The organism is Bacillus sp. FJAT-26390, from assembly GCF_001682865.1.
Classification (GTDB): Bacteria; Bacillota; Bacilli; order Paenibacillales; family Paenibacillaceae; genus Pristimantibacillus.
Genome location: NZ_MAQX01000004.1, coordinates 54,164 through 66,239 on the forward strand (window position 1 = coordinate 54,164; position 12,076 = coordinate 66,239).

Genomic DNA, 12,076 nt, shown 5'->3' on the forward strand with positions numbered 1-12,076 from the left:
GGAAGGAATCAGCAATGAGAAAAAGCCCCTTAACGGCGTTTTTACTTTCGTTTATACCCGGCGTAGGGCATGGCTATATTGGCCGTCCGATACGCGCCGTATTGTATGGAGGAGCGTTCTTCGGTCCTATAGGCTTGCTTCTTCTAATGGCGATTACAAACTCAGGCATAGATGACGGGTTTGGTTTTTTCCTGGTGTTTGTAGCGATTTTGAGCGGGATCATTAATATGATCGATATGATCTTCACTCTACTTCTCGGAAGAGGACCGCTGGGCGGCCAGCCAAGCCACCATACCCCTCCCTATGATCCTTATGCCGAGCATGTTGCTGGTTATGTGCAGGTGGATCTGGAATATCAGCGTGAGAAGACGCGCACGATTATACTCTCCTTTATTCCGGGTCTTGGACATATGAACATCGGGCTTATGCAGCGCGGCATTACGTTTATGATCTCGTTCATTGGCTGGTTTGCGATTATCGTCTTCTTGAGCATGATCACGCATAGAAGCGAGCTGCTTGTTTTTTTGCTGGCGCTGCCCGTTATATGGGTATACAGCATGTTTGACGCGATCGGCAAGCTGCATGCCAAGCAGCGCGGGGAAATTCTTGTTGACCGAGCGATATTCGAGGATATGGAATCGTATATCTCCTCCGGCCGCAAAAGCAAGGTGCTGGCTATTGCCTTGTCGATTTTTCCAGGCGCCGGCCATCTCTATTTGGGCTTGCAGAAGCGGGGGCTTCAGCTCATGGGCGGCTTCCTCATCGCCATTTATATTATGGACAATATGCGCTTGTCGCTTTTCTTCTTCCTTCTTCCGCTGTTCTGGTGCTTTGCGTTCTTTGATGCGCTGCAGCAGACGTCGCGCTACGAGCGCCAGACGCTCGTCGATGAGCCGGTGCTGACGCAGCTTGTGCCTTATCAGCGCTGGTTCGGCATTGCGCTGCTAGGCTTCGGCGTGTACTATTTGTTTGATCGTGTAGCTTTAGAGGTAACTTACCGCATTTCAGCGGAGATGTACTCGCATTACAAGCAGCTCAAATATATGGTTCCGACGGCTGTCGTTGCGTTCATCATGATTATAATCGGCCAGCGTCTAGCATTTGGAAGCAACAAACCGACTCATGCAGGCAAAGGCGCTCCGCCTGCAATTCCTACGTCTTTGAGCAAGCGAGAGGAGGAGTCGCGGTGAGCACGGCTAACCTAACCGAACACGCGGTTCAAGCGCCAGCTGGCATCCGTACTTGGCGCGTAGGCTCGTTGTCGATGGGCGTGACGTTGATGCTCATGGGCACTGCGCTGGCGGTCTCCCTGTGGCAGGACATCGAAACCTATGAAATGCTGATGTGGGTTGCGCCGATTGTTTTTATTATGCTGGGAGCGGAGCTGCTGCTCTATCTGAAATTTTCCAGCAGCGAGCGGGCAATCGTGCGTTATGACTGGATGAGCGTCTTTTTTGTTGGGGTGATCGGAGTAGCAAGCCTTGGGCTCTCCTTGCTGATGTCGTCAGGCTTGTTCGATGAGCTGCAGAGGGAATTGAAAATGACGCAGCGATCGGTTTTTGTTGATGTGAAAGCGGTAACCGTACCTGTGGAGATTAATAAGATCGTCGTGCATTCGCTTGGCAATATTGAGCTTGGAGAGACCGATACGCGTGAGGTGAAGCTGTTTGGACAGGTGCGTTACTGGTCTCCCGATAAGCTTGAGCGTTTGGATGACAACATGCTGCAAACCAATATCGTTGGCAAAACCATGTATGTAATGATCGGGTCTATTGATCGCCGGGAAGGCGGCTTCGCCTCTGACACGATTAACCCGGAGCTGACGCTGATCGTGCCCAAAGGCGTCGAGCTTGTGCAGCGGGAACGGTAACCATACGAATAAAGAGCAGCCTGAACCGAGAGTACCTCGGATTAGACTGCTCTTTCTGGTTTGCGGGGGTTATTTCGCGAAGGTATCCAATACCTGCGCAAGCGGGGCGATAATGCGGTAGGAGCCGCGAAGCGGGACGTAGCCAAGCTGGCGATTGATGTGAAGGATAGGCTCGTTAAGCGAATCATTGTCCGTCCGGATATAGGCAGCGCGGCGGAGCTTCGCAAGCTGTATCGCCTTAATCTTTAGGCCAAGCGCGATCTTCTTGCCGCGGTACGCTCTGCTGACACCGGTATATTCATGGTACATCCCGTTCGTATGCGGGTTGTGCAAAACGTTTGTAATGCCGACAAAATCATCGCCGTCCGCAGCGATAATGACTTGCTCTGGCGCAAAGCCATCCACCATCAAATTCCATTTTCGCCATTCTCCAAACTCCGGCACATCACCCATGAAGCCGGGAATATCCACTAGCGTTTCCTTGTAGATCGCATAAAGCTTTTGCTCGCTCTCCTCGCCCGGCTCCTCGGCCAGCGTAAGAAAGCGCAGTCCTGCTAACTCAGGCATAGCTGGAATACTCAGCTGTGGCTCGCCTTCATCGCTGTCTAGCTGCAGAAGCGATTGAAACGCGTGACGTTCGATAACGAAGGCATGCCGCTTTGCAAAACGTTGCGCTGATTCGTTGTCATCCCATACTTCCGTAACGAGCGTGGTTGCGCCGATCTTTTGAGCCCATTGCGAAACATGGTGAAGGAGCAGCTTTCCTATCCCGCGATTGCGGTACGCCTCATCTACAACGAGTGTGTTGCACAGATAACCCGGCTCTGTCCATGGCGCTCTCCAAGACCATGCGTAACCTACCATCTCTCCTGATTCCGTGACCGCAACCTGGCGCTCCCGATCGTATCCGGCAAGCAGCCCGTTCTCATCCATCCAGGTGTGCCCGACCTCATAGAGCTTCTGGTCAGCCTCAAGCAGATTCTCAGCTGTAGTCGGTTCCGACCAGACTTGATTCAATAATTCCGCTAACCGCTCGTAATCATTCGGCAGCTGCAGCGGACGAAGCGTAATGGACATCGTTGTTGCCTCGCTTTCGCTTTCATTTGATCAAACTTATAGTCTGATTATCACACGGGACGAACGGGCATCGAAAGGGAGAGTTTGGCTATAATCAAAAAGGCTGTGCCATCGCGAATGACGATGGCACAGCCTTTATTGGTGAATTTGCTGGGATTGCTGATGATCAGCCAACCGCATTGTAAGTCATGATCCAGACGGAGCCTGCGACGATCGTCATTAGGATGACGAGGCCGAATATAAGCGCCATGAGGTTGAAGCGCGGCTTCTCTTCATCGCGGATGTGCATGAAGAAGATGAGCTGAACAGCGAACTGTAGAATCGCCATGATCAGAATAAGCACGGTTGTAGCCGTTTTGCCTAGAAGATCATTCATTACAACAACGAGCGGAATGATCGTCAGAATGATGGAGAATAGAAAACCGATGACATAAGACTTCATCGACCCGCCGTGGGAGCCGTGCGCATCCTGCGCATGCGTGTTATGCTTTTCCACCCTACATCACCCCCATCAAGTAAACGATCGTGAATACGAAGATCCATACGACATCCAAGAAATGCCAGTACAAACTGATAATGTTTACTTTTCGCTTGGTAACCGGTGTAATGCCGCGGCGGCTTAGCTGAAGAATCAGCGCAACCATCCAGACAAGACCTAACGAAACGTGAAGTCCATGCGTGCCGACCAGAACGAAGAATGCCGACCAATAGGCGCTTGTTCCGATCGTAGCGCCCTCATGCACCAAGTGCATGAACTCATTCACCTCTAGAAAGACGAACGATGCGCCAAGCACTGCTGTAATCGCGAGCCAGAGGATCAAGCCGCGCTTGTTCCCTTTGTTCATTTCAAGAACGGCTATACCGCTCGTGAAGCTGCTCGTTAGGAGAATGAACGTCGAAATGATGATTCCGTTCATTTCGAGCAATTCCGCGCCTGTCGGTCCGCCGTCTGTGTTCAGACGAAGGACGACATAGGTAGCGAATAAAGTACCGAATAAAATAACGTCGGTTATTAGAAACAGCCAGAAGCCAAACAGCTTCATCGATTCTTGATCGTGATGGTCATCATGGTGACCGCCGCCGTGACCGGCACCGTGTCCGCCATGTGCTCCTGCCGGAGTGGAAACTGCATGTGCCATTATTTTGTCCCCCTTAACGCTGCTTCCGTGCGCTCAATCTCATCTACCGGAATGTAGTAATCGGTATTGTAGGAGAACGAACGAACAAGCATACATATGGCTACGCCGATTAGACCCGGTATCGCCATCCACAGCCAATCCCATACGAACCCGAAGCCTGCTGTAAACCAGCATAGCGACATGATGAACGGGATGCCCGAATTTTTAGGCATATGAATCGGCTCAAGCGGAGCGAACGGTTTGGCAGGCTGCCCATTGGCAATGCGCTGCTTCTCTTCCCACCACTCGTCCTGGCTCGTAACCTGCGGCAAGCGAGCAAAGTTATAAAGCGGTGCAGGCGATGGAATCGACCATTCCAGCGTACGGCCATCCCATGCATCGCCGTCTTTTTCTTTCTTGAAGAACTTGATGCTGTGCGCGATTTGCCACACTTGGAAAATAAACGCGATACCCATTAAGAAGGCACCTACAGTCGATACAACGTTCAGCGGCTGCCAACCCATATCGAAGTCGTATGCGTTGAAGCGGCGTGTCATACCCATCAAGCCAAGCGCGTATTGCGGCATGAAACAAACGTAGAAGCCGATGTTCCAGAACCAGAACGCCCATTTGCCGAGTCCCTCGTGCAAGCGGAAGCCGAACATTTTTGGCCACCAGTAGTAAAGGCCTGCGAAATAACCGAACACGACACCACCGATAAGCACCTGATGGAAATGCGCGATCAGGAAGTAACTGTTATGGAACTGGAAGTCAGCCGGTGCAACCGATAGGAGTACCCCGGTCATCCCGCCGACCACAAAGCACGGTATGAACGCAACCGTCCACATCATCGGAGTCGTAAACTTGATTCGGCCGCGATACATCGTAAACAGCCAGTTGAATATTTTGACCCCGGTCGGTATGGCGATAAGCATCGTCGTTAAAGCAAAGAATGCGTTGACGTTTGCGCCGGAGCCCATGGTAAAGAAGTGATGCGCCCAAGTGAAGAAAGAGAAGAAGCTGATCGACATAAGGGCGAATACCATCGATTTGTAGCCAAAGAGCTTTTTCTTCGAAAATGCCGAGACGATCTCGGAGAAAATACCGAACGCCGGCAATATGACGATATATACTTCGGGATGTCCCCACATCCAGATGAGGTTGATATACATCATCGGATTGCCGCCGCCGTCGAGCGTAAAGAAATGCGCGCCGAGATAACGGTCAATGAATAGAAGGAACAGCGTAACGGTCAAAATCGGGAATGCGAACATAATGGTAATACAAGACGAGAGAACCGACCATACGAACATCGGCATTTGCATAAGCTTCATGCCTGGCGCACGCATTTTTAAGATCGTGACGACAAAGTTAATACCGGTTGCCAAGGAGCCGATACCTGAAATCTGAATACCCCAGATATAGAAGTCCTGCCCAAGACCCGGACTACCCGACAGCTCAGAGAGCGGCGGATATGCAAGCCAGCCTGCATCAGGCGAGCCGCCGATAATAAAGGAAACGTTGAACAGCATCGCTCCAAAGAAGAACATCCAGAAGCTTAGGGAGTTCAGGAACGGAAACGCTACGTCGCGCGCTCCGATTTGCAGCGGAACGACGATATTGAATAGACCGAACATAAGCGGCATCGCCATAAATAAAATCATGATTACGCCATGCGTCGTGAATATCTGGTTATAATGCTCCGGGACTAGAAATTCCAGCTCCGGTGCGGCCAGCTGAACCCGCATAAGCAGCGCATCGACGCCGCCGCGGAACAGCATGAGAATGGAGGCGATAATGTACATGATACCGATCTTTTTATGATCGACGCTCGTCAGCCATTCCGTCCAAAGCCAGCGCCATTTTTTGAAAAAGGTAAGAACGAATATGATTGCGACAATCGATAATCCGATCGACACTTGAGCCCCTAGAATAAGCGGATCGCCAGTAACGAAAAATTCGGATGCGAAGTCTTTAATTTTGTCTAACATTTGGGGTCCTCCTAAAAGTTTGTGGAACAAACTCGCTTCAAAAGCATTCGCTTGTTACTGGTTTAATGACCCGCGTGGCCGCTATGTGCGTTAGCGTTATTGCTGCTAGCGTCCGTATCCGCCGGGGCTTTCTCTTCACTAGCAGCTGCCGGAGCTTTCGCTGCTTCAGCGCCATGATGCTGATGAGCGCCACCGTCGCCGTTTATATACTGCCTTACGACTTTGTTAAACAAACCTTCTGGGAAGCTGGAGAAAAGCTGCACGTCGGACGAGCCTGGTTCAGTCAGCTTCTCAAAGCCCTCCATCGTAAGTGCAGGGGATGATGCTTTCACTTCACTAATCCATGCTTTGTAATCTACCTCCGAGGTAGCATCTACCTTAAAGGTCATTTTCGCAAAATCTTTACCCGTAAAGTTTGCGCCGGAGCCATAGTAGCTGCCTTGTTCATCCGCTTGGAGGAATAGGGTCATGGCCATGCCGGACATGGAGTAAATTTGTCCGCCGAGCTGCGGAACCCAGAAGGAGTTCATCGCCGTGTCGGACGTGACTTGGAACTTAATCGGCACATCTTCCGGTATCTTAATGTAGTTGACCGTCGCGATATCCTCATCCGGATATTTGAACAGCCATTTCCAATCGAGCGATGTGACTTGAATCGTTATCGGCGCCTTAGCCGATTCAATCGGTTTGGAAGGCTCAAGCGCATACGTGTATTTAACCGTAACGATTGCAAGGACTAGGATCGCTACAATCGGAATGCTCCACCACGTAATTTCTAGCTTCGTGCTATGCTCCCAATTGGGTTTATAGGAAGCCTTGCTGCCTGGTTTGTCGCGGTACCGCCAGACGATAACGGCTGTCAGGATAAGCACAGGCACGATGATAACCGCACACAAAATGGTTGAAAAATAAATCAAGTCTTTTTGAGACTCGCCGATTGGCCCTTTCGGATCGAGCACAATGTACTGCTCGCCGCAGCCGGAAAGCATAACGGCCATTAACATAATAAGTACGGGTGTCAGCATACGAAGATACGGTCTCATCATCAGTTCAACTCCTCAAAATTACTGCTTACGACTACAATAGCAGATCCGCAAGGGAATAACTGCGGGGTTAACAATTACGTCAAGAATTCGTCTTTTTTCTGTAATAGAAAGTTCACTGCTTAGACAACTGTTACATTTAGGAGCATGATCTGCGCGAGCCCATCTACCTATGATTACCCACACTCATGCATTTTGTCTCATGCGAAAACAAATAAACAGCCCCATCTGGTCATCGACCAAATCGGACTGTCTATTTGCTCCGCTAGATGCGGACATTATTTGCGGTTATGACCGTTCAAATCATTCGACGGTTGTTCTTGATTCAGGCGAGCATGGACGAGTCCAATCGCTGTGCCGATGACATAAATATGAACGCTGCCGATTAGAAACCCGATGCCGACCATAAGTCCGACATTTTGATCGCTGAAGTGGCTTAAGTTAATTACGCTGAGCAGAACGCCAATGGATAGTACAACCCATGCAATTGCAGTCATCGCCTTGACAAGGCGCTTGACATCCGACTTTGAAGGCTGAACATGGCTAATTGTTGCTGTTTTCGTTGTCATATTGAACACTCCCGTATACATTGTAAGTGTTTTCTTATGCTTACTATAACACAACATCATGCTTTTGTTCAAAGAAAATTCACTTTTTGATCATAAATCGGACAAAAATGTGCGAAGGTCATGGCGACGGCATGAGCGGCGGCTGCAGCAGCCTCTATAGGATATGATAGAAGCGAGCTTTTTAGTCCGTCCACCAACGCTTCAAGTCCGACCACCAGGAACGGCGGTCCGCTTTGGCTCCATCCCCTGCGGAATTGCTGCCATCCTCACCCGCTGCTGCAGGCTCTCCGCATACCGCGGTAGGCTCGGTCCCGCTAAGGAAGGTCTCGAGCCGCCTGTTCGGACAATTGCCTTCCGCCAGCTTGCCGCTGGTCGGGTCAATATACACCGTTACGACCCCTTCCGGTATGGGGAAGATCTTCGGCGGCACCGAAGCAAGCGCCTGTTCCGTAAACTTAGCGAATATTGGCGCGGCGCGATAAGCCTCGGCGACGGTTAGCTTGCGGTCCTTGTCATAGCCGACCCATACGGCGGTTGCCAGCTCTGGCGTATAGCCCACCAGCCATGCATCCGTAGGCGTCGTGCCTGTCTTGCCTGCAACGGGCCGCTTAATAATAGAAGAAACGCGAAATGCGGTACCGCCTTCTTCAAATACGCTCTCCATTAAACTGGTCATCACATAAGCTTCCGCAGCGGTTACCGCTTGCTCGGATTTATGTTCCGCTTCATATAAGACTTGACCCTTGCGGTCCTCGATCCGGATGATCGCGATGGGCTCGGCGTGGATGCCGCCATTTGCAAACGTGCCGAAGGCGGAAGCCATTTCAAACGGGCTGACCGGGAACGTGCCGAGCGCGAGCGAAGGGACGGGCTGCATCGGGCTGTCGACCCCAAGCTTCCGCGCGGTTTCGATCACTTTGTCGGCGCCAACGGTCATGATCGTATTAACCGCGTAAATATTGTCCGAGCTTGCCAGCGCTTTGCGCATATCGATTAGCTCGTTCAAATATTTATCGCCGTAGTTGCGCGGCTCGTATGTCTTGCGGCCTTCATCGTAAGTAAACACGGTTGGCTCGCTCTTGAAGCGCGTCAAAGGCGACATAAAACCGCTCTGCAAGGCGGTTAAATACAAGAACGGCTTGAAGGAGGAGCCAGGCTGACGCGTTTTGGCAAATACGCGGTTGTACTGGTTCTTCTTGTAGTTTTTGCCGCCTACCATCGCTTTGATATAACCATTGCGCGGATCAATGGCGACCAGCGCCGCCTGCTGCTCCGAGTTTTCGGGAATTCCTTGCGCAATAACCTCTTCGGCCGTTGCCTGCGCTTTCGGATCAAGGGTCGTATAGATCGTAATGCCGCCTTCGTTAAGCAAATGCTCATTGATGCCAAGCTTATCGACCGCTATATATCTTATATAATCACGAAAGTACGGCGCGAAACCTTCTTGCTCCCCAGAGCCGAGCGTTTGGAAGTTAAGCACCTCCGCATATGCGGCATCCGCCTGCTCAGACGTAATGGAGCCGCCTTCGAGCATGGCCTGCAAAATCGTAAGCTGACGGTCCTTCGCGTTTTTCATATTCAAATAGGGGGAATAATATTTTGGTCCCTTCGGAATACCGGCGAGCATCGCGCTCTCTGCAAGCGAGAGCTCTGAGGCATGTTTATCGAAATACATCATCGCCGCGGCTTCAATGCCGTAGGAGCCGTGTCCGTAATAAATCTGGTTCAAGTACATGCCAAGTATTTCATCCTTGGAGTAGCTCATTTCGAGCTGAACGGTATACATCGCTTCCTTCATTTTGCGCTGCCAGGTTCGCTCATGCGTCAAATACAGATTGCGTGCAAGCTGCTGGGTGAGCGTGCTTGCTCCTTGACGCGCGGAGAAGCTCTGAACGTTCACCATGACGGCGCGCGCCATTCCCTTCATATCGAAGCCGCGATGGTCGTAGAAGCGCCGATCCTCAATGGCCAGCGTTGCTTCGATGACATAATGCGAGATATCGGACAGCTGCACGGAACGACGGTTTTCGCCGGCGTGGAACGTATCAATCACGTTGCCTTGCAAATCGAGCATTTGGGAGGTTTGGCTGATAGCGGCTACGGGCAGCGATTGGGTGCGCAAATAAATAAGCGTGCCCACCAGGATGAGCACCATTAGAGTGAATGCGGCAGCGGTCCATCGCAGCCACTTTTTTATTTTCAAGAATTGGGGAAGGAACCTCTCGGTTATAATAGGAAAAGCAGGTCGGCGGCTTTGTTTGCCTTTCCGATTAGAAGGCTTATTCATGGAGCGGGCTCCCTTCAGTGCATAGCTTCACTTTTCCTTAGTATGGAAAAACGAGGTTCACCCTATTCACGCCGAGCCGGCGGATCATTAAATTTTTGTATAAAAGGTTGAAAAGGTTGCTTTTTTGGCCTAATTTACTATAATTACGTTTGAACGATTGAAGGAAAGAAGGGATTTTCGACATGGAATTGTGGTACACGGAAAAACAAACAGACAGCTTCGGCATTACGGCGAAGATTACTAAAACTTATGTTAATGAACAAACGGATTTTCAACAGCTTGATATGATCGAGACGGAAGAGTTCGGAACGATGCTTGTGCTTGACGGCATGGTAATGACAACGGTTAAGGATGAGTTCGTTTACCACGAGATGGTTGCGCATCCTGTTCTTTTCACGCATCCGAACCCGGAGTACGTGCTTGTAGTTGGCGGCGGAGACGGCGGCGTTATTCGTGAAGTCATGAAACACCCAAAAGTGAAAAAGGCTGTTCTTGTCGACATTGACGGGAAAGTAATCGAATACTCCAAAAAATATTTGCCATCCATCGCTGGCGAGCTCGACAACCCGCGCGTTGAAGTGCTTGTGAACGACGGCTTTATGCATATTCATGATCATAAGAACACATACGACGTCATTATGGTTGATTCGACAGAGCCGGTTGGCCCTGCTGCGAACCTATTCACCAAAGGCTTCTACCAAGGCATCTACGAGTCCTTGAAGGAAGACGGCATCTTCGTTGCGCAAACGGACAACCCTTGGTTCAAAGCGGATCTTATTCAAAGCGTAAACAAAGACGTGAAGGAAGTATTCCCGATCGTTCGTGTATACGGCGCGAACATTCCGACATACCCGAGCGGCCTATGGACGTTCACAATGGGCAGCAAGAAGTATGACCCAACGGCTGTTGACGAAACAGCTATCCCAGAAATCGATACCAAATACTACACGCCGCGTCTTCACAAGGCAGCATTCGTGCTTCCTAAGTTCGTAGAAGATCTCATAAAGTAATAAGCGGTAGTTAAGGAAAGAGAGGACAAGCCTCATGAAATTGGATCAAAAATATTCAGGCAATGTCTTCATCCTAAGCTCTGACAATTATGAAGCTTCCAAAGCGGTTATCTACGGCATGCCGATGGATTTCACCGTTAGCTTCCGTCCAGGCTCGCGCTTCGGCCCTCCTCGCATCCGCGAGGTGTCGATCGGACTTGAAGAATACAGCCCTTACCTAGATCGCAGCCTCGAGGATATCGAATATTTCGACGCCGGCGATTTGCTGCTTCCTTTCGGCAACGCAGCGCGCAGCCTGGAAATTATCGGCGAATTCGTTCGCGGCGTTCTAGACGATGGCAAAATCCCTGTTGGACTCGGCGGCGAGCATTTGGTGTCATGGCCGATCTTCCAAGAGGTGTACAAAAAGCATCCTGATCTTGCGATTATCCACTTCGACGCTCACGCTGATTTGCGCGAATCGTATGAAGGCGAGCCGTTGTCCCACTCAACGCCGCTGCGCAAAGCAGCTGGCCTAATGGGCGGACAAAACATTTACCAGTTTGGTATCCGTTCTGGCTCGCGCGAGGAATGGCAATATGCACGCGAGAATATTAACTTCCACCCGTTCGAGGTATTGGAGCCGCTGAAGAAGGTGCTTCCAGAGCTTGAAGGCCGTCCGGTTTATTTAACGATCGATATCGATGTGCTTGATCCATCCGCAGCGCCTGGCACAGGCACAGCGGAAGCGGGCGGCATTACGTCGAAGGAGCTCATTGAATCGGTACATGCGATTGCGCGCTCCGGCGTGAACATCGTGGGCTTCGACCTCGTTGAGGTTGCTCCTGCGTATGATCCAACCGAGCAAACGCAGATCGTTGCGGCGAAAGTCATCCGCGAGATGCTGCTAGGATTTTTGAAATAATATAAGGAAAAGGCTTCGCCCGAACGGCAAAAACCGTTTAAGGCGAAGCCTTTTTTTGTGTTATTCATTTACAAAACTGACAACATTAGCGATATTCGACAAATTAATCGAATGACAATTCTGAATAATTAAATTATTATATGGAAGGTAAACAATGGAACGTAAGGCACATGCATGGGAATTCTAGAAACAGAAGAGAAAATAAGG

The 12,076-nt window shown here is 50.5% G+C and carries 11 protein-coding genes; 4 read left to right on the forward strand and 7 right to left on the reverse strand.

Going from position 1 to position 12,076, the window contains the following annotated elements; all coding sequences use genetic code 11:
• The first annotated feature begins 14 nt into the window (after positions 1-14).
• Positions 15-1,190 carry a hypothetical protein gene (locus A7975_RS10040; protein ID WP_053373285.1) on the forward strand — a complete coding sequence of 392 codons (1,176 nt, stop codon included), beginning with the start codon at positions 15-17 and terminating at the stop codon, positions 1,188-1,190.
• Positions 1,187-1,870 (forward strand): hypothetical protein, encoded by a 684-nt coding sequence (locus A7975_RS10045; protein ID WP_053373284.1) that lies wholly within the window; start codon positions 1,187-1,189, stop codon positions 1,868-1,870. The genes A7975_RS10040 and A7975_RS10045 overlap by 4 nt, the downstream gene beginning before the upstream one ends.
• Before the next feature lie 69 nt (positions 1,871-1,939).
• Here the strand turns inward: A7975_RS10045 and A7975_RS10050 are convergent, their stop codons facing one another.
• The 7 genes from A7975_RS10050 to A7975_RS10080 form a co-directional block, all read right to left on the reverse strand.
• The gene (locus tag A7975_RS10050) at positions 1,940-2,947 is read right to left on the reverse strand and encodes a GNAT family N-acetyltransferase (protein WP_065385098.1); all 1,008 of its coding nucleotides are present in this window, start codon (positions 2,945-2,947) and stop codon (positions 1,940-1,942) included.
• Positions 2,948-3,113: 166 nt separating this feature from the next.
• Positions 3,114-3,443, reverse strand: a complete 330-nt coding sequence (gene cyoD / locus A7975_RS10055) for a cytochrome o ubiquinol oxidase subunit IV (RefSeq protein ID WP_053373282.1) — start codon at positions 3,441-3,443, stop codon at positions 3,114-3,116.
• Position 3,444: 1 nt separating this feature from the next.
• Positions 3,445-4,086: a cytochrome o ubiquinol oxidase subunit III gene (gene cyoC / locus A7975_RS10060; RefSeq protein ID WP_053373281.1), complete on the reverse strand. Its 642-nt coding sequence runs from the start codon at positions 4,084-4,086 to the stop codon at positions 3,445-3,447.
• Entirely contained in the window at positions 4,086-6,056 is a 1,971-nt protein-coding gene (locus A7975_RS10065; RefSeq protein WP_065385099.1) for a cbb3-type cytochrome c oxidase subunit I, read from the reverse strand. The genes cyoC and A7975_RS10065 overlap by 1 nt, the downstream gene beginning before the upstream one ends.
• 62 nt (positions 6,057-6,118) lie before the next feature.
• On the reverse strand, positions 6,119-7,099 hold the full coding sequence (gene cyoA / locus A7975_RS10070; protein ID WP_065385113.1) for a ubiquinol oxidase subunit II: 981 nt from the start codon (positions 7,097-7,099) through the stop codon (positions 6,119-6,121).
• A gap of 278 nt (positions 7,100-7,377) precedes the next feature.
• Complete coding sequence (locus A7975_RS10075; RefSeq protein WP_065385100.1) at positions 7,378-7,668, reverse strand: hypothetical protein; 291 nt, start codon at positions 7,666-7,668, stop codon at positions 7,378-7,380.
• A gap of 181 nt (positions 7,669-7,849) precedes the next feature.
• Positions 7,850-9,955 (reverse strand): transglycosylase domain-containing protein, encoded by a 2,106-nt coding sequence (locus tag A7975_RS10080; protein ID WP_065385101.1) that lies wholly within the window; start codon positions 9,953-9,955, stop codon positions 7,850-7,852.
• Positions 9,956-10,137: 182 nt separating this feature from the next.
• On the opposite strand from A7975_RS10080, the gene speE reads away from it, so the two are divergent.
• The gene (gene speE / locus A7975_RS10085) at positions 10,138-10,965 is read left to right on the forward strand and encodes a polyamine aminopropyltransferase (protein WP_053373276.1); all 828 of its coding nucleotides are present in this window, start codon (positions 10,138-10,140) and stop codon (positions 10,963-10,965) included.
• A 34-nt stretch (positions 10,966-10,999) separates the two neighbouring features.
• Positions 11,000-11,869 (forward strand): agmatinase, encoded by an 870-nt coding sequence (gene speB, locus A7975_RS10090; RefSeq protein ID WP_053373275.1) that lies wholly within the window; start codon positions 11,000-11,002, stop codon positions 11,867-11,869.
• Positions 11,870-12,076 lie beyond the last annotated feature (207 nt).

Coding starts and splice junctions, on each gene's coding strand:
- A7975_RS10040 (WP_053373285.1), top strand. CDS start 15: ATGAGAAAAAGCCCCTTAACGGCGTTTTTACTTTCGTTTATACCCGGC.
- A7975_RS10050 (WP_065385098.1), bottom strand. CDS start 2,947: ATGTCCATTACGCTTCGTCCGCTGCAGCTGCCGAATGATTACGAGCGG.
- cyoC (WP_053373281.1), bottom strand. CDS start 4,086: ATGGCACATGCAGTTTCCACTCCGGCAGGAGCACATGGCGGACACGGT.
- A7975_RS10065 (WP_065385099.1), bottom strand. CDS start 6,056: ATGTTAGACAAAATTAAAGACTTCGCATCCGAATTTTTCGTTACTGGC.
- cyoA (WP_065385113.1), bottom strand. CDS start 7,099: ATGAGACCGTATCTTCGTATGCTGACACCCGTACTTATTATGTTAATG.
- A7975_RS10075 (WP_065385100.1), bottom strand. CDS start 7,668: ATGACAACGAAAACAGCAACAATTAGCCATGTTCAGCCTTCAAAGTCG.
- A7975_RS10080 (WP_065385101.1), bottom strand. CDS start 9,955: ATGAATAAGCCTTCTAATCGGAAAGGCAAACAAAGCCGCCGACCTGCT.
- speE (WP_053373276.1), top strand. CDS start 10,138: ATGGAATTGTGGTACACGGAAAAACAAACAGACAGCTTCGGCATTACG.
- speB (WP_053373275.1), top strand. CDS start 11,000: ATGAAATTGGATCAAAAATATTCAGGCAATGTCTTCATCCTAAGCTCT.